General features: G+C 67.5%; 18 protein-coding genes. 12 read left to right on the forward strand and 6 right to left on the reverse strand.

Annotation, left to right across the window (positions count from 1 at the left end; all coding sequences use genetic code 11):
- Window positions 1-7: 7 nt before the first annotated feature.
- Both B4920_RS11720 and B4920_RS11725 read right to left on the reverse strand, forming a co-directional pair.
- On the reverse strand, window positions 8-913 hold the full coding sequence (locus B4920_RS11720) for a U32 family peptidase (protein WP_079434870.1): 906 nt from the start codon (window positions 911-913) through the stop codon (window positions 8-10).
- 88 nt (window positions 914-1,001) lie between these two features.
- Window positions 1,002-2,015: a peptidase U32 family protein gene (locus tag B4920_RS11725; RefSeq protein ID WP_079434871.1), complete on the reverse strand. Its 1,014-nt coding sequence runs from the start codon at window positions 2,013-2,015 to the stop codon at window positions 1,002-1,004.
- Window positions 2,016-2,213: 198 nt separating this feature from the next.
- On the opposite strand from B4920_RS11725, the gene B4920_RS11730 reads away from it, so the two are divergent.
- From B4920_RS11730 to B4920_RS11750, 5 genes are all read left to right on the forward strand, one after another.
- A complete protein-coding gene (locus B4920_RS11730) occupies window positions 2,214-3,209 on the forward strand; it encodes an ABC transporter substrate-binding protein (RefSeq protein WP_079434872.1) in 996 nt (331 codons plus the stop codon).
- A gap of 25 nt (window positions 3,210-3,234) precedes the next feature.
- On the forward strand, window positions 3,235-6,147 hold the full coding sequence (locus B4920_RS11735; protein WP_079434873.1) for an EAL domain-containing protein: 2,913 nt from the start codon (window positions 3,235-3,237) through the stop codon (window positions 6,145-6,147).
- 90 nt (window positions 6,148-6,237) lie between these two features.
- On the forward strand, window positions 6,238-7,746 hold the full coding sequence (locus B4920_RS11740) for a sodium:solute symporter family protein (protein WP_079434874.1): 1,509 nt from the start codon (window positions 6,238-6,240) through the stop codon (window positions 7,744-7,746).
- Between the two features lie 132 nt (window positions 7,747-7,878).
- Window positions 7,879-8,508 carry a flavin prenyltransferase UbiX gene (locus B4920_RS11745; RefSeq protein ID WP_079434875.1) on the forward strand — a complete coding sequence of 210 codons (630 nt, stop codon included), beginning with the start codon at window positions 7,879-7,881 and terminating at the stop codon, window positions 8,506-8,508.
- A gap of 40 nt (window positions 8,509-8,548) precedes the next feature.
- The gene (locus B4920_RS11750) at window positions 8,549-9,151 is read left to right on the forward strand and encodes an LON peptidase substrate-binding domain-containing protein (protein WP_079434876.1); all 603 of its coding nucleotides are present in this window, start codon (window positions 8,549-8,551) and stop codon (window positions 9,149-9,151) included.
- 82 nt (window positions 9,152-9,233) lie between these two features.
- On the opposite strand, the gene mutY is transcribed toward B4920_RS11750, so the two are convergent.
- Window positions 9,234-10,289, reverse strand: a complete 1,056-nt coding sequence (gene mutY / locus B4920_RS11755) for an A/G-specific adenine glycosylase (protein ID WP_079434877.1) — start codon at window positions 10,287-10,289, stop codon at window positions 9,234-9,236.
- A 101-nt stretch (window positions 10,290-10,390) separates the two neighbouring features.
- Here mutY and B4920_RS11760 point away from each other — a divergent pair, with 101 nt between their 5' ends.
- The 5 genes from B4920_RS11760 (at window position 10,391) to B4920_RS11780 (ending at window position 13,375) form a co-directional block, all read left to right on the forward strand.
- Window positions 10,391-10,882 carry a flavin reductase family protein gene (locus tag B4920_RS11760; protein WP_079434878.1) on the forward strand — a complete coding sequence of 164 codons (492 nt, stop codon included), beginning with the start codon at window positions 10,391-10,393 and terminating at the stop codon, window positions 10,880-10,882.
- Between the two features lie 3 nt (window positions 10,883-10,885).
- The gene (locus B4920_RS11765; RefSeq protein WP_079434879.1) at window positions 10,886-11,683 is read left to right on the forward strand and encodes an alpha/beta fold hydrolase; all 798 of its coding nucleotides are present in this window, start codon (window positions 10,886-10,888) and stop codon (window positions 11,681-11,683) included.
- A 20-nt stretch (window positions 11,684-11,703) separates the two neighbouring features.
- Window positions 11,704-12,075, forward strand: a complete 372-nt coding sequence (locus B4920_RS11770; RefSeq protein ID WP_079434880.1) for a diacylglycerol kinase — start codon at window positions 11,704-11,706, stop codon at window positions 12,073-12,075.
- A gap of 15 nt (window positions 12,076-12,090) precedes the next feature.
- Window positions 12,091-12,294: a hypothetical protein gene (locus B4920_RS11775; RefSeq protein WP_079434881.1), complete on the forward strand. Its 204-nt coding sequence runs from the start codon at window positions 12,091-12,093 to the stop codon at window positions 12,292-12,294.
- Window positions 12,295-12,367: 73 nt separating this feature from the next.
- Window positions 12,368-13,375, forward strand: coding sequence for a nucleoid-associated protein (locus tag B4920_RS11780; RefSeq protein WP_079434882.1), 1,008 nt, complete (start codon window positions 12,368-12,370; stop codon window positions 13,373-13,375).
- A gap of 128 nt (window positions 13,376-13,503) precedes the next feature.
- On the opposite strand, the gene B4920_RS11785 is transcribed toward B4920_RS11780, so the two are convergent.
- The 3 genes from B4920_RS11785 to B4920_RS11795 form a co-directional block, all read right to left on the reverse strand.
- On the reverse strand, window positions 13,504-14,202 hold the full coding sequence (locus tag B4920_RS11785; protein WP_079434883.1) for a PepSY-associated TM helix domain-containing protein: 699 nt from the start codon (window positions 14,200-14,202) through the stop codon (window positions 13,504-13,506).
- 10 nt (window positions 14,203-14,212) lie between these two features.
- Window positions 14,213-16,321: a TonB-dependent siderophore receptor gene (locus B4920_RS11790; protein ID WP_079434884.1), complete on the reverse strand. Its 2,109-nt coding sequence runs from the start codon at window positions 16,319-16,321 to the stop codon at window positions 14,213-14,215.
- A 287-nt stretch (window positions 16,322-16,608) separates the two neighbouring features.
- Window positions 16,609-17,646, reverse strand: coding sequence for an RNA methyltransferase (locus tag B4920_RS11795; RefSeq protein ID WP_079434885.1), 1,038 nt, complete (start codon window positions 17,644-17,646; stop codon window positions 16,609-16,611).
- A 143-nt stretch (window positions 17,647-17,789) separates the two neighbouring features.
- Here B4920_RS11795 and B4920_RS11800 point away from each other — a divergent pair, with 143 nt between their 5' ends.
- Both B4920_RS11800 and arfB read left to right on the forward strand, forming a co-directional pair.
- Complete coding sequence (locus B4920_RS11800) at window positions 17,790-18,203, forward strand: VOC family protein (protein ID WP_079434886.1); 414 nt, start codon at window positions 17,790-17,792, stop codon at window positions 18,201-18,203.
- A gap of 39 nt (window positions 18,204-18,242) precedes the next feature.
- A complete protein-coding gene (gene arfB, locus B4920_RS11805) occupies window positions 18,243-18,644 on the forward strand; it encodes an alternative ribosome rescue aminoacyl-tRNA hydrolase ArfB (protein ID WP_079434887.1) in 402 nt (133 codons plus the stop codon).
- Window positions 18,645-18,820: the final 176 nt, after the last annotated feature.

Here is an 18,820-nt window from a genome sequence, read left to right on the forward strand (position 1 = left end):
CGGAAAATCAGGCGGTGACGAGTTGTTCGACGCCCGGGCGGCCGTGCCAGAAACCGTTGCACGGGGCTTCCGGCAGTAGCGGGCGGGCGTTGCGCAGGGCTTCGGCGGGCGGCAGCTGGCCGGCCAGGGCCTGGCGGAACAGGTCGATGACTTCGGCGGTGTGTTCGCCCTGGGGGCTGATGCGCAGGATGTCGAGGCCGTCGGCCTGCACGGCAGGCAGGTCGCCGAGCAGGGTGTGCACGTGGGCGGACTGGGTCTGGATGCCGTTGAGGGTCAGGAAGGGCTCGCCTTCGCGGGTCTTCAGCGGAATGCCATCGGCGAACTGCAGGCAGCGGAACTCGCAGGTGTCCTTCTGCAGGTTGTAGTGGCGGGCGGTGAAGCAGCGCGCCGAGAAGGCCAGCGGCAGGCGGCCGTGGGCGAAGACTTCGACTTCCATCGGCCGGCCGAGGCCGCCGCGCAGCTCGGCGATCTGCTGGCGCGACATTTCCGGCGGGGCGACCCAGCGGCTGGCGCCAAGCTCGGCGAACATGCCGAGGGTGGCCGGGTTGAAGATGTTCAGCGTCGGGCCGGCGATCCAGTCCGTGACCGGCGCGTCGCTGTCGGTGAGCAGGCGCACCGCGCCCATGTCGTTGGCTTCGACGCGGAAGCGGCCGTTGGCGACGATGCGGCGCAGGGTCTTGAGGTCGGATTCGGATTCGACCAGCACCTGGCTGGACAGCACGACTTCCTTGCCGGCGGCAGCGAGGATGTCGGCCACTTCGAGCCAGTCGCTGAGGCGCAGTTCGTGGCGGCGGGAGCACACCGTCTCGCCGAGATAGACGATATCCACCGGCGCGTCGGCCATGTCGGCGTAGAACGCCAGCGTGGCCTGGCGGGGCCAGTAGTAGAGCAGGGGACCGAGGGCGAGTTTCATCGGGTTCCAATAAAACGATGGGCCGCCCCGAGTTTTATTGGCCCCCCCGCTGGGGGGCCTGACGCGGAGCGGCAGGTTTGGGGGGAGCCTATTTCCAAGGACGGTAGTAGGCGCCGAGGGTGTGGCTCTGGCCTTCGGACACCTTGTTGAGTTCGGCCATCCACGCTGCCTCGACGCGGAAGGGCGCGGTGTCGGTCTGCAGGCGGTCGATGGCGGCGCGCCATACCTTGGTGACTTGAGTTACGTAGGCCGGGCTGCGCTGGCGGCCCTCGATCTTGATCGCGCGCACGCCGACGCGGGCCAGCTCGGGCAACAGTTCCAGCGTGTTGAGGCTGGTGGGCTCCTCGATGGCGTAGTAGGTCTCGCCGTTCACGTCGAAGCGGCCCTTGCACAGGGTCGGGTAGCCGGCCCGCTCGCCGTCGGCGAAGCGGTCGATGAGGATGCCGTTGAGGCGGGTTTCCATGCCCTTCGGGGTTTGCTCCCAGCGCACGTGCTTGCCCGGCGAGCAGGCACCGTTGCAGTTGGGGGATTCGCCGGTGGCGTAGGCTGACAGCGCGCAGCGCCCCTCGACCATCACGCACAGCCCGCCGAAGCCGAATACCTCGATCTCCACCGGGGTGTTGGCGATCACATGTTCGACCTGGGCGAGGGATAGCACGCGCGGCAGCACAGCCCGCGAAATACCGAAACGTTCGTAGTAGAAATTGATGGCGTCGTAGCTGGTGGCCGAGCCCTGGACCGACAGGTGCAGGCGCAGCTGCGGGTGGGTCTTGCGGGCGTAGGCCATCAGGCCGGGGTCGGCGAGGATCAGCGCGTCGATGCCGCAGGCGGCGGCGCGATCCACCGCGCCGGTCCAGCTCGACCAGTTGCCGGTCTGCGGGTAGGTGTTGAGGGCCAGCAGCACCTTTCGACCGCGTTCGTGGGCATAGCGCACGCCGTCGGCCATCGACTTGTCGTCGAAGTTGAGGCCGGTGAAGTTGCGGGCGTTGGTGGCGTCCTTGAAGCCGAGATAGACGCAGTCGGCGCCGTTGTCGATGGCGGTCTTGAGGGCGGGCAGGCTGCCGGCGGGGCAGACCAGTTCGATCGGATGCGCGGGAGTCATGGGTTCCGGGGGCGAAAAATGACGCCGGCGGACTATAGGCTCGCTCGGCCAGGTGGGCCTTGACCGCGGTCAACGGGGTGGAGGGTCGCCCGCGGGCTGTACGTTACGTTGGCCGAATGTGTCGGGCGGTTTCGGGACATGGGCATTTTTTGAACTCCGGTGCATACTTGCCGGAAAAGCAATTTATCGATCCGGCTTATGACCTTGTCCGCGCCCTTGTCGCGTCGCCGCTTTCTGTCTGTCGCCGTCGGCGCCGCCTTGCTGGCGCAGGGGTGTACTGCGGCGCGGCGTGAGCCGCTCAAGTTCGCCACCAATCCGTGGCCGGGTTTCGATCCCCTCTACATCGCGCGGGACAAGGGTTACTTCAGCGACGCCGGGTTGGACGTGAACCTGGTTGATCTCACCTCCATCGGTGCAGCGCGGCGGGCCTTCGAACGCGGCCAGGTGGACGGTTGCGGGGCGACGCTGGTGGAGATCCTGCTGGCGGCCGACCAGGCCGGCCTGCGGCCGCAGATCGCGGCGGTGGTCGATTATTCCGACGGCGCCGACGTGTTGATCGGGACTGTCGGCTTGTCCGGCCCGGCCGATCTGCGCGGCCGGCGGGTGGCCATCGAGCCGGGTACCTTGCACATCCAGTTGCTGGCCCTGGCGCTGGCCAGCGTGGGGCTCGGCATCCGTGACGTGACCCTCGTGCCGATGCCGCAGAACGCGATGCCGACGGCTTTTGCCGAAGCGCAGGTGGCCGCCGCGGTGTGCTTTCCGCCGGAGTCCCATCGACTGCAGGAGACCGGCGGCAAGGTCCTGTTCCACAGTGGCCAGGTGCCGGGCGAGGTGGTGGACACGCTGGTCTTCGACGGGGCCTTCGTGGCCCGCCGCGGTGCCGACGTGAAGGCCTTCATCGGAGCCTATTACAAGGCCATGGATTTTCTTGCCCGTAATGCCGATGAGGCTCAGCGCATCATGGCCCGGCGGGAGAACGTCAGCGTCGCCGAATTGCGGGAGACGCTGGCTGGCCTGCGCTACGTGACGCACGGGGAGCAGCGTGACCTGCTGGCGCCCGACGGGCCGGTGGAGCACTCCCTGAATCGCCTGCAGGGGGCGATGATGGAACTGGCCCAGTTGCGCCGGCGCCGGACCTTGAAGGATTTCCTGATTGCCCGCGATCTCCTCGCCGAGCGTGGCAGCCTCGCGTGATGCGGCAGCCGGAGGGGGAGCATAGATGAGCGGTGCCCGTTTCCTGTCCTTGCGCTGGCGCCTGCTCGGGCCCCTGCTGGCCCTGTGGGCGATGGGCATGGGCCTGCTGGTCAGCGTTCTCTATGCGGGGATCGTGGAGCGTTTCCAGACGCTCGTCGAGCAGCGCGCCGAGGCGATCGTGTCGGCGGTCTATGCGGCGGCGGAAACCGCCCGCGATCCCGCCGACCTGCGCCGCTTCGTGTCGGCGCTGGGGGCTGCGCGGGACGTGACGCGGGTCGTGCTGGTGGCTGGCGAGCCGGCCCGGGTCATCGCCGCCAGCGATCATGGCTGGCACGACCTCCCGCTGACGGCCTTGCCGGATCGGGCGCTGGCCGCCAGCCTCGGCAGCGTGCAAGCCTCCCGCCACCAGGAGCGCATGCTCGATTCGATCCACCGCAGCCTCGACGTGCTGGAGCCGGTGCTGCTGGTCGGGGTCGGTACTGAAAGCGGTCGCCTGGATGACGGCGTGTTGTTCCTGCGTCTCGATGCGGGCAGCCTGTGGCAGGCCGCCGAGGAGACCGCGATTCATCTGTCGATCGGGCTCGGCGCGGTGTTGAGCGTGGTGGCCGGGCTGGTCTATCTGTTGCTGTCCCGCTATGTGCTGCGTCCGGCCGAGGCCATCCGCGATGCCCTCGGTCGCCGGCGGGAGTCCGGCTCCGAGGATGCCGAAGTCCGCGTGCCGGTGGCGCGCCAGGACGAGCTCGGGGAGCTGGCCGAGACCCTCGATGAAACCCTGGCCACGCTGCGTACCCGCAACAGCGACATCAAGCGCATGACGCGCCTGCACCACGCCCTGTCGGCGACCAACAAGGCCATCGTGCATGCGGGCGATGCGGAGGCCCTGCTGCCTCAAGTGTGCCGCATCGCGGTGGAGTTCGGCGAGCTGGACCTGGCCTGGATCGGTTTTCCGGATTCCGATGGCGGCATCCTGCGGGCGGTGGCCATGCACGGTCGTTGCGAAGGCGTCGGGGCGGAGTCCTGTTGCCTGCCGGTGCTGCGGGTGCCGGCCGAGGCGCTGATCGTCAACGATCCTGCTGCGCCCGGCGCAGCGCAGGTGTGCTCTGGATGCCCAGGGCAGGGGGCAGGCTCGTTTGCGCTGTTTCCGATCCGGGGCTGCGGCGGGCCGGACGGGGCGCTGGTGCTGCGCAAGGCCGAGCAAGGCTTTTTCGACGCGCAGACGGTGGCACTGCTCGACGAGATGAGTGCCGACATCGGCTTTGCGCTGCGCAATTACCGCCGGGACGAGGCCTTGCGGCTGGCGGCGAAGGTTTTCGAGAACAACTCGGAGGGCATCGTCATCATCGATCCGGAGCGTCGGGTGGTGATGACCAATCGCGCCTTCACGGCGCTTACCGGCGTTGCCGAGCAGGACGTACGCGGCCGGCCGCTGGCGCTGTTCGATCCGCAGGTGCATCCGCGCGGCTTTGCCAGTCGCGTCCGTGCCGAGGCGCTGCGCGATGGCCTGTGGCAGGGAGAGGTGTGGATCCGCCGGGCCAGTGGCGAGAGCTTTCCTGCGGACATGTCGATCAGCGTCGTGCGTGCGCCGGACGGTCCGGCCTTCCATTATGTCGGGGTGTTCTCCGACATCAGCCAGCGCAAGGCCGACGAGGCGCGCATCCGCTTCCTGGCCAACCACGACTTCCTCACCGGCCTGCCGTCGCGGGCCGCCTTGCAAGCGACCATGGACCGGGCCGTCGAGGCGGCGACCAGGAACGGGCGGCGGGTCGGTCTGTGCTTCCTGGATCTCGACCGCTTCAAGAACATCAACGACACCCTTGGCCACCACGTGGGCGATCAGTTGCTGGTGGAGGTCGCCGAGCGCCTGCGCTCGGTGCTGCGCGACGGGGAGAGCGTGTTGCGCCACGGCGGCGACGAGTTCGTTGTGGTGGTGCCCGAGCAGGGCGGGCCGGCCGATCTCAGGGCTTCGGCAGAGCGATTGCTGGCGGCCCTCGACGAACCCTTCCGCCTGGCGGGTTGTGAGTTCAGCCTCTCCACCAGCGTCGGCGTGGCGGTTTACCCGGACGATGGCGACGATGCCGAGATCCTGCTCGATCGGGCGGACATGGCCATGTACAAGGCCAAGGAGGAAGGGCGCAACGGGGTGCAGTTCTTCACCGAGAGCATGGCCACTGCGACCAGCGAGCGCCTGTCCCTCGAGCACGCGCTGCGCCGCGCACTGGAGCGGGGCGAGCTGGCGCTGCATTATCAGCCGGTGGTGGCCGCCGACGGCCGCCTGATCGCCGCCGAGGCGCTGCTGAGGTGGACCCACCCGGAACTCGGCAACGTGCCGCCGGCCCGCTTCATTCCGCTGGCGGAGGAGAGCGGCCTGATCCTGCCGATCGGCGCATGGGTGCTCGACACCCTGTGCCGCCAGTTGGCCGAATGGCGCGCCGAGGGCCGGCGCATGGTGCCGGTGGCGGCCAACATCTCGCCCTTGCAGTTCCGCCGCGCCGACTTCGTCGCCATCGTGGCGGCCGCCCTGCAGCGCCACGGGGTGCCGTCCGGGCTGCTGACGCTGGAAGTCACCGAGAGCATGGTGATGGCCGATGTGGAGCAGGCTGCCCACCAGCTGGCCGAGCTGAAGGCGCTGGGCCTGTCGATCGCCATCGACGATTTCGGCACCGGCTATTCCAGCCTGGCCTACCTGCGGCGCTTCCCCTTGGACAAACTGAAGATCGACCAGTCCTTCGTGCGGGCGATCAACGCCGGGCCGGAGGATCGGGCGATCGTCGCCGCCATCGTCGGGCTCGGCCACAACCTGGGGCTGGGCCTGGTGGCGGAAGGCGTCGAAAGCGCGGCAGTGGCCGACACGCTGCTCGATCTGGGTTGCGATTCGCTGCAGGGCTGGCACTTCGGCAAGGCGGAGCCGGCGGCGCGCTTCGCCGAGCGTTTGGCATAAGGCGGAAAAGCTACTCCTTCGTCGCTCCCCCGCGGACCCCGCTCATCCCTATAATCCGCGGATTCGCCAACGCTTTTTCCGTTTTTACCGATGCTGTTCTGGTTCGTCATCGCCTACTGGCTGATCTCGGTGGCCATCGGCCTCATCGCTGCCACGCGGGTCCACAACACCAAGGACTTCGCCGTCGCCGGCCGCCATCTGCCGTTTTACATGGTCACCGCCACGGTGTTTGCCACCTGGTTCGGCTCGGAAACGGTGCTCGGCATCCCGGCAACTTTCCTCAACGAAGGGCTGCACGGCGTGGTTGCCGACCCCTTCGGCTCGTCCCTGTGCCTGATCCTGGTCGGGTTGTTCTTCGCGGCGCCGCTGTACCGGATGAATTTGCTGACCATCGGCGACTTCTACAAGCGGCGCTACGGCCGCACGGTGGAGGTGCTGACCACGCTGGCCATTGTGATCTCCTACCTGGGCTGGGTCGGCGCCCAGATCACCGCCCTCGGGCTGGTCTTCAATGTGGTGTCGGGCGGCGAGGTGAGCCGCCTGGCCGGCATGTGGATCGGCTCCGGCACGATCCTCATCTACACGCTGTTCGGTGGCATGTGGGCGGTGGCAGTCACCGATTTCCTGCAGATGATCATCATCGTCATCGGCATGCTGTGGATCGGTGGAGAGGTCAGCGGCATGGCCGGCGGTGTCGGTGCAGTGGTGAATCATGCCTTCAGCGAGGGCAAGTTCGCCTTTCTGCCGCCGGCCGATCCAAAGGAGATGATCGCCTTCTTCGCCGCGGCGGTGACCATGATGTTCGGCTCCATCCCGCAGCAGGACGTGTTCCAGCGCGTGCAGTCGGCCAAGTCCGAGAAGATTGCGGTGTGGGGCTCGGTGCTCGGCGGCAGCCTGTATTTCGTGTTCGCCTTTGTGCCGATGTTCCTGGCCTACTCGGCGACACTGATCGATCCGGACATGGTGGGGCGCCTGATCGCGTCCGATTCCCAGATGATCCTGCCCGAGCTGGTGCTGAGCAAGGCGCCGCTGGTGGCCCAGATCATGTTCTTCGGTGCGCTGCTGTCGGCGATCAAGAGCTGTGCGTCGGCCACCCTGCTGGCGCCGTCTGTGACCTTCACCGAGAACATCCTCAAGCCGGCGTTGCCACATCTCACCGACCGCAAGCTGCTGTTCTGGATGCGCGTGGTGACCTTCAGCTTCACGGTGCTGGTGACGCTCTACGCGATGTACTCCAAGGCCAGCATCTTCAAGATGGTCGAGAACGCCTACCAGATAACGCTGGTGTCGGCCTTCGTGCCGCTGTTGTGCGGCCTGTACTGGCGGCGGGCGACCAACCAGGGGGCACTGGTATCCATCTTCTGCGGCATCGGTGTGTGGCTGGCGGTGCATCTGGCCGGTAGCGAGGATCCCTTCGTGCCGGCCCAACTGGCCGGTCTCGTCGCCAGTGCGGTGGGGATGGTGGTCGGCTCGTTGGTGAAACAGCGGGTCCACCACGACATCCATGTGCATGACCGCCTGCTCCACGGGCACCACGCCGCCGAGCCCCACGGTATTGCCCACGAGGGCATCGGCGCGGTGCATAAGCATGTCCAGTAGGGGAGGATTCATTCGCCCGCACGGAATTCTCCCCGACGAGAGTCACGGAGTACCAGCCCTACCGGCCTGGAACCTTGCGCGCTTTCCGCCGTCTCTCCTAGGCGTTCCGCCCCATCCTGAGGAATCTTTCCTTTGACTCCTGCCTCGCCATCTTCCAAGACCGTCGCCGTCGCCCTCACCGGGGCCTCCGGCATGCCCTACGGGCTGCGCCTGGTGGAATGCCTGCTGGCCGCTGGCTGCCGGGTGTGGTTGTTGTATTCCCAGGTGGCACAGATCGTCGCGCGGCAGGAGATGGATCTGAGCCTGCCGGCCCGTCCGGCGGAGGTGGAGGCGCTGCTGGGCGAGCGCTTCGGCGCGGCGACCGGGCAGTTGCGGGTGTTCGGCCGGGAAGAGTGGTTCGCGCCGCCGGCCTCGGGGTCCAACCCGCCGGATGCGATGGTCGTTTGTCCGTGCTCGATGGGTTCGCTGGCGTCGATCGCCGCCGGCCTGGCCGGCAACCTCATCGAGCGGGCCGCCGACGTGGCGATCAAGGAAGGGCGCAAGCTGATCCTGGTGCCGCGGGAGACACCGTTTTCGCAGCTGCACCTGGAGAACATGCTGCGCCTGGCGCGCATGGGGGTGGTGATCCTGCCGGCCAACCCCGGCTTTTATCACCGGCCGCAGACCGTCGGTGAGTTGGTGGACTTCGTCGTCGCCCGCATCCTCGACCAGCTCGCGGTGCCCCACGAACTGATGCCCCGCTGGGGAGAGAGTGAAGCGTAGGGGCGAATGAATTCGCCCCTACAGGGAGACATGACACACCATGCATGAGACCGTCGAGATTCCGCTCTTCCCCCTGCACACGGTGCTGTTCCCCGACGGGGTGCTGTCCCTCAAGCTGTTCGAGGCCCGCTACCTCGACATGGCCGCCCGCTGCATGCGTACCAAGACGCCTTTCGGGGTGTGCCTGATCCAGGAGGGCGGCGAGGTCGGCAATCCGGCAGTGCCTTTCGAGACCGGCACCATCGCCCGTATCGCCGCTTGGGACATGTCCCAGCCCGGCCTGTTGTTCATCACCTGCCGGGGCGGCGAGCGTTTCCGCATCGTGTCGCGGAATATCCATCCGGACCGCCTGCAGACGGCCCATATTGAGCTGATAGCGGAGCCACCGGAGGAAGCGGTGCCGGACGATCTGCACGGTTTGCTGCCGCTGCTGCGGGCCATCGTGGCCGATGCCGGCGACGAGATGTTCCCGCAGCCCCACCGTTTCGGGGATGCCAGCTGGGTTGGCTATCGCCTGGCCGAGATCCTGCCGATCCCGGTGAACGCCCGCCAGCGCCTGCTCGAACTGAACGACTCGATCTCCCGTCTGGAGATCATCCACGCCTACCTGCAGCAGCACCAGCTGATCGCCGGCCGCGAATGAGCTCCGGAGGGGGCGGTGCCGGGGGCACGCCTGGGGGCGGTTCTGCTGTGGGAGGGTTCTGCCCCCACGGCGCGACTCCGGGTCAGTGCCGGCTGAACAGGTCGTCCTGCACCAGCTGTTCGAGCAGCTTGCGGATCGGTGCCGGCAGGGCGGCGTCGGCGAGGCGGTCGAGGGGTTGCCACAGGTGGCCGCTTTCCGTGACGGCCGGGGCGGGCGGTGAGACTTCGAGTGCTTCGGGTTGCAGGGTCAGCGTGAAATGGGTGAACACGTGGCGGAAGGGCGTCAGCGGCGTCGTCTTGCGGACGTCCAGCCCATAGTGCAGGGCGACCCAGTCGGCGGCGTCGGCGTCTTCCGGCAGTTCGGGCAGGCTCAGCAGGCCACCCCAGATGCCGCTAGGCGGCCGGCGCTCCAATAGCACCGCCCCATCGGCGAGGATGGCGGCGAAGCGGCCATTGCGCTGGGGACTTTCCTTGCGCGGGCGCGGGGTCGGCAGTTCGGCGACGCGGCCGTCGCGCAGCGCCACGCAGCGCTCGGCCAGCGGACAGCGGGCGCAGGCCGGCCGGCCACGGGTGCAGATCGTGGCGCCGAGGTCCATCTGGGCCTGGGTGTAAACGCCTACGTCCAGTGCCGGCAACAGGCTCTCGGCCAGTTCCCACAGACGGTTTTCCACGGCCTTGGTGCCGGGGAAACCGTCGATACCGAAGACGCGGGTCAGTACCCGCTTCACGTTGCCGTCGAGGATCGCCGCCCGGGTGCCGTAGGCGAACGCACTGATCGCCGCCGCCGTCGAGCGCCCGATGCCCGGCAACTCGGCGAGCTGTGCCGGGGCGGCCGGAAACACGCCGCCGTGGCGGGCCATCAGGGTCTGGGCGCACTTGTGCAGGTTGCGCGCGCGGGCGTAGTAGCCGAGGCCGCTCCACAAGGTCAGCACGTCCTCCACCGGCGCCGCGGCGAGGCTGGGCAGATCGGGAAAGCGGTCGAGGAAGCGCGCATAGTAGGGTATGACCGTTTCCACTTGGGTCTGCTGCAGCATGATTTCCGATAGCCACACCCGGTATGCATCATCGGTCTGCCAGGGCAGGTCGTGGCGGCCGTGCTGGCGCTGCCAGGCGATCAGGGTTTCTGCAAACGTACTCAATTTCGTTACCTCTCGACGCTGACCCGCTGGGCGGCGATAATTTCAGTCCCCCCAACTGGATTCCTGCCCGCCGTGATGGCGCGCGGACTACCCGATTTCATATGACCTCTCCCAAGAACGATCCGGCGGTACGCGCCTTTCGCGACACGCTGGGCATGTTTCCCACCGGCGTGACGGTGATTACCGCCCGAGCGCCGAGTGGCGAACCCATCGGCCTCACCGTGAGCTCCTTCAATTCGGTGTCCCTGACGCCGCCGCTGGTTGTATGGAGCCTGTCCAAGCACCTGCCGAGCGTGCCGATCTTCGAAAACGCCGCAGTGTACGCGATCAACATCCTTGCCGATGATCAGCAGGACATTTCCCAGCGCTTCGCCAGCCGCAGCGACGACAAGTTCGCGGGCCTGCCCTTCACCGAGGGCCTGGACGGCGTGCCGCTGCTGCCCGGCTGCGTGGCCTGGTTCGAATGCCGCCAGTTTTCCCGCCACGAAGGCGGCGACCACGTGGTCTTCATCGGCGAGGTGGCGCGCTTCGACCGACAGCTCGACAAGACGCCGCTGGTCTTTCAGGGCGGCGCCTACCGCCGCTTGGCCTGATCCATGGATGCGCCGCGCTGGATCGAGACCGGCAGCGGCTCTCGTGGGCTGGTGTTCCTGCATGGGGTCAGCGGTGGTGCGGCCGGCGCCCTCGACATCCTGCCGCGCATGACGCTGCCGGGCTGGCGTGGCCTGGCCTGGGACATGCCCGGCTATGGCGCCAGCGCGCCGGTGGAGCCGGTCAGCTTCGATACGCTGGCTGGCGCTGTGGTGGATCTGCTCGACGAAGCCGGCCTTGACAGCGCGGTGCTGGTTGGCCACAGCATGGGCGGCATGATCGCCCTGCAGGCGGCGGTGCGTTTTCCGGAGCGGGTCGCCGGGTTGGTGCTGGCCTGCTGCACGCCGGCCTTCGGGGCTGCCTCGGGCGCCCTGCAGAAGGCTTTCCTCGATCGTCGCCTGGGGCCGCTGGACGATGGGGCCAGCATGCGCGAACTGGCCATCGAGGTGATCCCGACGATGATCGGCCCCGGCAGCGAAGCCGAGGTCGTGCATGACGCCGTGGACCTGATGGCGCGGATTTCGCCCGACAGCTACCGGGCCGCGATGCATGCACTGGTGCGTTTCGACCAGCGCGCTGCACTGCCGGCCCTGGGCATGCCGGCGCTGGTCCTGGCCGGCACCCACGACACGGTGTCCACACCGCTGGTGGTGCGCCGCATGGCCGAGCGCCTGCCGCTGGCGACCTACCGGGAGCTCGACGCCGGTCACCTGGCGCCCTTCGAGGAGCCGGAGGCCTTTGCGGCCGAAGTCCGCGGCTTCCTTGCCGGCCTCGATAACCTGCCTGTCACCGGCACCCGCTAGGCTCCGATATTTTGCCCGCCATGGAAGAGAGCCCCTTCAAAGGCAAGACCGGCCTGACCCGCGTGTGGAACGCCTTCCACTACTCGATGGCCGGGCTCGGCGCCGCCTACCGCAACGAGGATGCCTTCCGCCAGGAGGTCTGGCTGGCCATCGTGCTGATCCCGCTGGCCCTGTTCCTGCCCGCCAGCGGTATCGGCAAGGCGCTGATGATCGCCAGCGTGCTGCTGGTGATCATCGTCGAGCTGATCAATTCGGGCCTCGAAGCCACTGTGGATCGCATCTCCCTCGAACATCACCACCTGGCCAAGCGCGCCAAGGACATCGGCAGCGCGGCGGTCTTCGTGGCGCTGGTGAACGTGGTGGCCGTGTGGGGGCTGGTGCTGTTCGGCTAACCAGGAAATACCATCATGAACACCGTTTCCGGCAAGAAGCCTTGCGTCAACTGTACCTGTGCCACCACCGGTTTCTGTCCGCGCGGCGTCGGTGCCAACATCCCGCCGGAACTGGCGGCACAGCACAACGCGGCGCCGGCCAAGCCGCTTTCCGTTGGCCAGCAGCGCCGGGAGCAGTTGCGTCAGCTGCCGGGCAACCGCCGCAAGATGCGTTTCTGAGCCGTCCTTGTGGGGGCCGTCATCCTTTGCCCGGCATGAGAGAATTCGCTCCCCCTTTTTTCCGGAGTCTCCCATGACCGAGTCCACCCAGGCCATTGCCGATCTTGTCATCCATCGCCTGATCCGTGCCGCCGAAGGTGCATCGACGGTCGAGTTGCGGCCGGCTTCCAATCCCGTCGACGAACCCGCCGCGCGCCTGATGGAGCGCCTGTGCAGGCATTTCGCCGAGCGGCCGGGCAAGGGCTACGGCTGGTTCGAGAAGGACGAGCGGGCCTTTCCGATGCCGCGCCTGGTGCGCGAGCACGCGGTGGATGGCAGCATGGATTTCGCGACCCTGTCCCGCGAGATGGTGACCCACCTGCAGCAGCGCCTCGACGAGGACAAGGTGGACGACGGCGGCTACGTGCTGATCGCCCGCGCCACCATCTTCGGCGCCGACTGCCTGTACGTGGCCCTGCTGCAGGAGACCCTCGGCACGGTGATCGGCGACGGCCTGAGCATCCACGATAGCCCGCACCTGGATTTCGGCGCGCTGCAGGTGGCCGGGCGCATCGACATCACTGCCTGGCAGAACGGCGCCGAGCGCTACATCGCCTTCCTGAAGGGGCGCGGCGATCTGGCCGGCTGGTTCAAGCGCTTCCTCGGTTGCACCGACGTGGTGATCGCCCTCAAGGAGACCAAGAAGCTGGTCGAGACCCTGAGCCATTTCGCCGACACCCAGCAGCTGGAAACCCGCGAGCGCGACGAGCTGCTCGAACGCGCCCACCTGGTGCTGGAGGAAATGGGCGAGAGCGGTGCGGCCCTCGACCTGCAGTCGGTGGCGAGCCAGATCTTCCCCGACGCGCCGGAGAAGCTCAGCGAAACCCTGCAGGACGAAGCCCTCGACCTGGCCAGCGGCTTCGTGCCGGACAAGCGTGCCCTGAAGCCCCTAATCCGCTTCCGGGCCAGCGCCGAGGACTGGAAGCTGGAGTTCGAACGCAGCGGCCTGCGCTCCGGTGCCGTCCAGTATGACAAGGCCAGCAACACGCTGGTGCTGACCAACGTGCCGGAAAGCCTGAAGAAACTGCTGCTGGAGGAGTAAGGCGGCGTTGGGGCGAATTCATTCGCCCGCAGTCGGTTGAACGAAAGCCGTGGGCGAATGAATTCGCCCCAACGGGAGCCCCCACGAGGTCGTGACCTGAACTGGGCTGGCGTCCCCGGTGGTCCGTGTCACAGCGACCACATGAACCAGCCGGCGGCGGCGAGGGCGCCGAGGCTGGTGAGTACGGCGGTGGTGCGCAGCGGGTGGAACTGCGTCCACAGCAGCAGGCCGGTGATCGACAGCAGGATCAGGCTGCCGGCGATGGTGTCGGACAGCAGCACCCAGAAGGCGCTGGCGCCGACCGCCATGTGCAGCCGCGTGAGGGTGCCGATCGGCGTGGCATCCGACTGGTCGAGCTTGACGAAGCGGTTGCCGACGAAATACTCGGCGCTGACCCCGCGGGTCGGCGTCTGCAGGCCGACGGTCCAGCGCTCCGGCTGGGCCACGTCCCGGTCGGCCCAGATCACCGTGCGGGCCGGCTGGGTCTTCACCTGGGTGATTTGTCCCGCGGCAAATCCAAGCTCCTCACGCAGCCAGCCGGCGAGTTCGTCGGGGCTGCCGAAAGCCCGCGGCAGCTGCAGCTGGACCGTCGTCTGAACAGTCTTCTCCACCGGGATCTTGAGCACCGCCCGGTGGTTGAGCAGGATGCCGGTGGCGCCGAACAGCAGCCCCAGCGCGGCACCCCACAGCCCCACGTAGAGATGGATCTTGCGCAGCCAGCCGAGGAGCACCGCACGCCGGCTGCGCCGCCGCGGGCGGGCACCGGCGGCGGGCTGCAGGGCGGCAGAAGGCTTGCCGTCGAGGACGGCGGTGTCGCTGGAAGGCATCGGGCAGTCCTCAGAAGGCGTAGCGGGCGGTCAGCTGCACGGCGCGCGGGGCGCCCGGCAGGTTCAGGTTGGCGTTGCTGCCGTGGCCGGCGACGGTGTACTTGCGGTCGAACAGGTTGGTCAGGTTGAGCTGCAGGTCAAGGCCCTTGGCGCGGTAATAGGCCATCGCATCGACGGTCGTGTAGGACGGCAGCGTGACGGTGTTGCCCGGGTTGGCGAAGCGGTCGCCGACGTAGTTCAGGCCGGCGCCGGCGCCAAAGCCGCTGCCGAGGGCCTTGGTCAGCCACAGGTTGGCGCTGTGTTCCGGCGTCAGCGTCGGGCGCTTGCCCTGCACCGCCTGGCCGGCGTCCATGGCGATCGACGACACCATGCGCGCATCCAGCCAGGCGTAGCCGGACCAGACCTGCCAGCCGTGCGGCAGATCACCGGAGAAGCTCAGCTCAATGCCGTTGGTGCGTTGCACGCCGAGAGGCATGAGCACATTGGTCACCGGATCGGTGGTCTTGATGTTGGTGCGCTCGAGCCGGAAGGCCGAGGCAGTGGCCGACGCCAGACCATTGAAAAAGTCGAACTTGGTGCCGATCTCCTGATTGGTGGTTTCCTCCGGCGCGATGCTGGCGTTGTTGGCGGCGAGCGGGAAGCTCTCGCCCGACGGCTGGAAGGACTTGCTCCAGGACGCGTAGTAGGAACGGTCCTCGGTCGGCTGATAGACCAGGCCGGCGCGCGGGCTCAGCGCGCTGTCGGTGCGCTCCAGGTTGGACTGGCCGGCGCGGCGTTCGCGGGTCGTCTGCTGGAAGCGGTCATAGCGCAGGCCGGCCAGGGCCTTCCAGTGCTGGGACAGGGTGGCCAGATCCTGGATGTAGGCGCTGCTCACCGACATGATGCCGACGTTGTTGGTGGACGGTGCGGCGCTGACGTTGAAGGGCAGCACCGGCAGCACCGGGTTGAACAGCGACACCGTGGCGATGTTGTTCTGGGTGCGGAACAGCTGGTCCTTGGTCTGCTGGCTGAGCTCGACGCCGTACAGCAGCTGGTGGGGCATGCCGGCCAGCGTGGTCTTCTGGACCAGCTCGGTCTGGTTGAAATAGCCGTCTTCCTGGCGCCGCACGTTGCTGCGGTTGAGGGAGGCGGTCAGGGCCTTCTCATTGACGGCGCCGACCAGGGTGTTGTTGCGGTCCAGCGTGTAGTCGTAATAGCGGAAGGCGTTGCGCACCGACCAGGCTTCGTCGAAGCGGTGGTCCAGCGTGAAGCCGATGGCGGACACGCGGGTCTGGGTGTAGTCCGCGTCGCGGGCGTTGGCGGCGCCGTAGTAGGTGCTGGCCGGCACATTCACCGGCCGGCCCTGGTAGGCCGGAATGCCGAAGTCGGTCAGGCGGCGGTCGGACAGGTATTCGGCCTGGATCAGCAGCCTGGTCTGGCTGCCGAGCTGGAAGGACAACGACGGCGCGAAGGCCTCGCGTTCCAGAAACTGCATGTCGCGGTAGCTGTCGCTGCGCTCGATGGCGCCGGTGACGCGGAAGGCCACGCCGCTGTCGTCGAACTTGCGGGCCAGGTCCACCTCGCCGCGGCGCTGGTTCCAGCTGCCGACCTGCAGGCTGACCTCGCTGCGGTCGATGCCGGGTTTCTTGGTGATGCGGTTGATCAGGCCGCCCGACGAGCCACGGCCGTACAGCACCGACGCCGGCCCTTTGACGACTTCCACCTGCTCGATGTTGGACAGGTCGCGGAAGTACATCGCATCGTCGCGCAGGCCGTCGATGAACTGGTCGGCGATCGCCGAGAAGCCGCGGATCGTCACCTGGTCACGCTGGCCGTCGCCGGTGGACAGGCCGACGCCGGGCACCGACTTCAGCACATCCTGCAGTGAATGCACGGCCTGGTCGCGCAGCAGGCTCTGGGGAACGACATTGACGGTCTGCGGGATGTCGCGCAGCGGTGCGTCGATCTTGGTGGCGCTGGTGGCGGTGGGCGGGTTGTAGGTCGGCGGCAGTTCGCGACCGCCGCTGACCTTGACCGCGGACAAGGTCGGCCCACCGTCGGCTTCGGTAGATTGCTGGGCCCATGCTGAGCTGCACAGGAGGGAGATTGCCAGCGCCAGCGGGCGTCGTTGCAGTGCCATGTCGGTTCCTTCGAGACCTGGGATGAGATCCGGCGTGGCTGGCTGGTCGCGTCGTCTGACGGCACTGGCTGGCTGAAAGCCCGGGTGTTAAGCAGAGTAAATATCGGTAAATCTGTGAAAATTGTAAATGATGTTTATTCTCATTTGCAAGCCCGGCAAATCCGATTCGTACAGCGCAGGGCATGCGCTGGTCTGTGGAGACGGCGCAAGGAGGCCACCGTTTTCCGCGTGGGGGCGCGGAAAACGGTGGTTGGGGCAGGTGGGGGAGACGTGTTGCGGAGGCGGCGTCAGGCCGCCGGTTTGCGCACCATGCGTACCGGCGTCTCGCCGGCGATGACGCGGGCGCGCAGTTGCCCGCAGCCGCCGTCCACGTCCTGTCCGGCGGAGTTGCGCAGCTTGGTGAGGATGCCGCGGCGGTGGAGCTGGCGCGCGATATCGGCGGCCTTGCTCCAGTCCGGCCGGCGGTAGGGCAGGTCGGGCACGGCGTTGTAGGGGATCATGTTCATGATCGCGTATTTGCCGGCGAGCAGGCGCACGATGCCGTCGAGTTCTTCCGGCGTGTCGTTGAGCCCATCGATCAGCGTCCATTGGTACTGGATCGGGTAGCCGGTGGCGCGGGCGTAGGCTTCGCCGAGTTCGACGATCTCGTCGGGCGTCAGCGGCGGTGCCTTGGGCAGCAGGTCGGCGCGCAGGTCGGCGCGGGTGGTGTGAAGCGACAGGGCGAGTGCCGGCTTCACCGGGCCTTCCGGTAGCCGCTCGAAGACCCGCGGATCGCCGACCGTCGAAAACACCAGGTTCTTGTGGCCGATGCCGCCTTCGGTGCCGAGGAGCTGGATGGCTTCGAGCACGTTGTCCAGGTTGTGGGCCGGTTCGCCCATGCCCATGAAGACCACCTTCTTCACCAGCCGGCGGGCGCGGGCCAGCACCACCTGGGCGACGATCTCGGCGCTGCCGACCTGGCGCAGCAGGCCGTCGCGGCCGGTCATGCAGAAGCGGCAGCCCACCGCGCAACCCACCTGGCTGGACACGCACAGGCCGTCTCGCGGCAGTAGCACGCTTTCCACCGTCTGCTTGTCGGCGAGTTGCACCAGCAGACGTGCCGAGCCGTCGTCGCCGGGGTGTTCCGAGCGCACCTGGGCCAGGCTGGCGAGCTCTGCGGTGAGGGCCGGCAGGGCGTCCACGACAGCCTGCGGCAGCATCGGGCCGCGCCGCGTCGGGCCGGCGTCGAGGGGCAGGGCGTGGGTCCACGCGCGCAGTACGCGCTGGATATGCACGGGTTTGGCGCCCAGATCGGCAAGGCGTTGGCGGAGGTGTTCGATGCGCATGAGGGGGTGAATGATAGCAACTCGCTCGCAGCCACGGCATTCGCATCGACCACGATGGGGTGCTGCGGGTGGACGCCGGCGCTGCCATCGCCTACACCTGGACCATTGGGTCTCCGGCCCAAGCTTTGCCAAGGAGGCATGCTATGCAAGTGACGCCCTACCTGTTTTTCGATGGCCGCTGCGAAGAGGCCGTCCAGTTCTACCAGCACGTCTTCGGTGCCCAGGTGGACATGCTGATGCGCAACCGTGACAACCCCGAACCGCCGCTGCCGGGCATGCTGCCCCCCGGTTCGGAAGACAAGGTCCTGCACTGTAGTTTCCGTATCGGCGACACGTTGGTGATGGCCTCCGATGGCCGCTGCCAGGGCAGTACGCCGTTCCAGGGCTTTGCCTTGTCCGTCGCGCCGACGGATCCGGCGGTAGCCGAGAAATTCTTTACTGCCCTGGCGGAGGGTGGGCAGGTGCAGATGCCGCTCGCCAAGACCTTCTGGTCACCCTGTTTCGGCATGGTGACGGACCGCTTCGGGGTGCTGTGGATGCTTACCGTGGCGTCGTGACGGGGCGCCGGGGGGCGCGTATCGGGTAAAGTGCCGGCGATGTGCCCCTCTTTCCGCGTGTCCGACGACGAGGTCGAATTCACCGCCATCCGCGCCCAGGGGGCCGGCGGGCAGAACGTCAACAAAGTGTCGACGGCGGTGCATCTGCGTTTCGACATTGTCGCTTCGTCGCTCCCCGACGCCATCAAGGCCCGTCTGCTCCAGTTGGGCGACCAGCGCATCAGCAAGAGCGGGATCATCATCATCAAGGCCCAGGAATACCGCAGCCTCGACAAGAACCGTGCCGAGGCTTTGGGCCGCCTGCAGGCGCTGATCGATAGCGTCGCGGTGGTGCCGAAGGCGCGGCGCGCGACCAAGCCGACCCGTGGCTCGGTGACCCGCCGGCTGGAGGGCAAGGCGCGCCGCAGTGCCGTCAAGGCTGGCCGGGGGCGTGTCGAATAGGGCTGGATGCGGGATAATCGCAGCCTCACCCTTTATTCGGGCGCTGCATGCTTTCGCTGCGCCCCGCCGTTTTCCCCTGTCTCTTCCCGCATGTGCCGGTCGTTCATCCGGCGGCACTGTCGGCAGCCTTTTTCACGCAGCATCCCGCAGGATCACCCCATGCAATTCCAACGCTC

The sequence above is a fragment of the Zoogloea sp. LCSB751 genome (assembly GCF_002028455.1).
Taxonomy (GTDB): domain Bacteria; phylum Pseudomonadota; class Gammaproteobacteria; order Burkholderiales; family Rhodocyclaceae; genus Zoogloea.

Excerpts from the sequence above, each read along its gene's own strand:
- B4920_RS11720 (WP_079434870.1), bottom strand. The coding sequence starts at position 913 with ATGAAACTCGCCCTCGGTCCCCTGCTCTACTACTGGCCCCGCCAGGCC.
- B4920_RS11725 (WP_079434871.1), bottom strand. The coding sequence starts at position 2,015 with ATGACTCCCGCGCATCCGATCGAACTGGTCTGCCCCGCCGGCAGCCTG.
- B4920_RS11730 (WP_079434872.1), top strand. The coding sequence starts at position 2,214 with ATGACCTTGTCCGCGCCCTTGTCGCGTCGCCGCTTTCTGTCTGTCGCC.
- B4920_RS11735 (WP_079434873.1), top strand. The coding sequence starts at position 3,235 with ATGAGCGGTGCCCGTTTCCTGTCCTTGCGCTGGCGCCTGCTCGGGCCC.
- B4920_RS11740 (WP_079434874.1), top strand. The coding sequence starts at position 6,238 with ATGCTGTTCTGGTTCGTCATCGCCTACTGGCTGATCTCGGTGGCCATC.
- B4920_RS11750 (WP_079434876.1), top strand. The coding sequence starts at position 8,549 with ATGCATGAGACCGTCGAGATTCCGCTCTTCCCCCTGCACACGGTGCTG.
- B4920_RS11760 (WP_079434878.1), top strand. The coding sequence starts at position 10,391 with ATGACCTCTCCCAAGAACGATCCGGCGGTACGCGCCTTTCGCGACACG.
- B4920_RS11765 (WP_079434879.1), top strand. The coding sequence starts at position 10,886 with ATGGATGCGCCGCGCTGGATCGAGACCGGCAGCGGCTCTCGTGGGCTG.
- B4920_RS11770 (WP_079434880.1), top strand. The coding sequence starts at position 11,704 with ATGGAAGAGAGCCCCTTCAAAGGCAAGACCGGCCTGACCCGCGTGTGG.
- B4920_RS11775 (WP_079434881.1), top strand. The coding sequence starts at position 12,091 with ATGAACACCGTTTCCGGCAAGAAGCCTTGCGTCAACTGTACCTGTGCC.
- B4920_RS11780 (WP_079434882.1), top strand. The coding sequence starts at position 12,368 with ATGACCGAGTCCACCCAGGCCATTGCCGATCTTGTCATCCATCGCCTG.
- B4920_RS11785 (WP_079434883.1), bottom strand. The coding sequence starts at position 14,202 with ATGCCTTCCAGCGACACCGCCGTCCTCGACGGCAAGCCTTCTGCCGCC.
- B4920_RS11790 (WP_079434884.1), bottom strand. The coding sequence starts at position 16,321 with ATGGCACTGCAACGACGCCCGCTGGCGCTGGCAATCTCCCTCCTGTGC.
- B4920_RS11795 (WP_079434885.1), bottom strand. The coding sequence starts at position 17,646 with ATGCGCATCGAACACCTCCGCCAACGCCTTGCCGATCTGGGCGCCAAA.
- B4920_RS11800 (WP_079434886.1), top strand. The coding sequence starts at position 17,790 with ATGCAAGTGACGCCCTACCTGTTTTTCGATGGCCGCTGCGAAGAGGCC.
- arfB (WP_079434887.1), top strand. The coding sequence starts at position 18,243 with ATGTGCCCCTCTTTCCGCGTGTCCGACGACGAGGTCGAATTCACCGCC.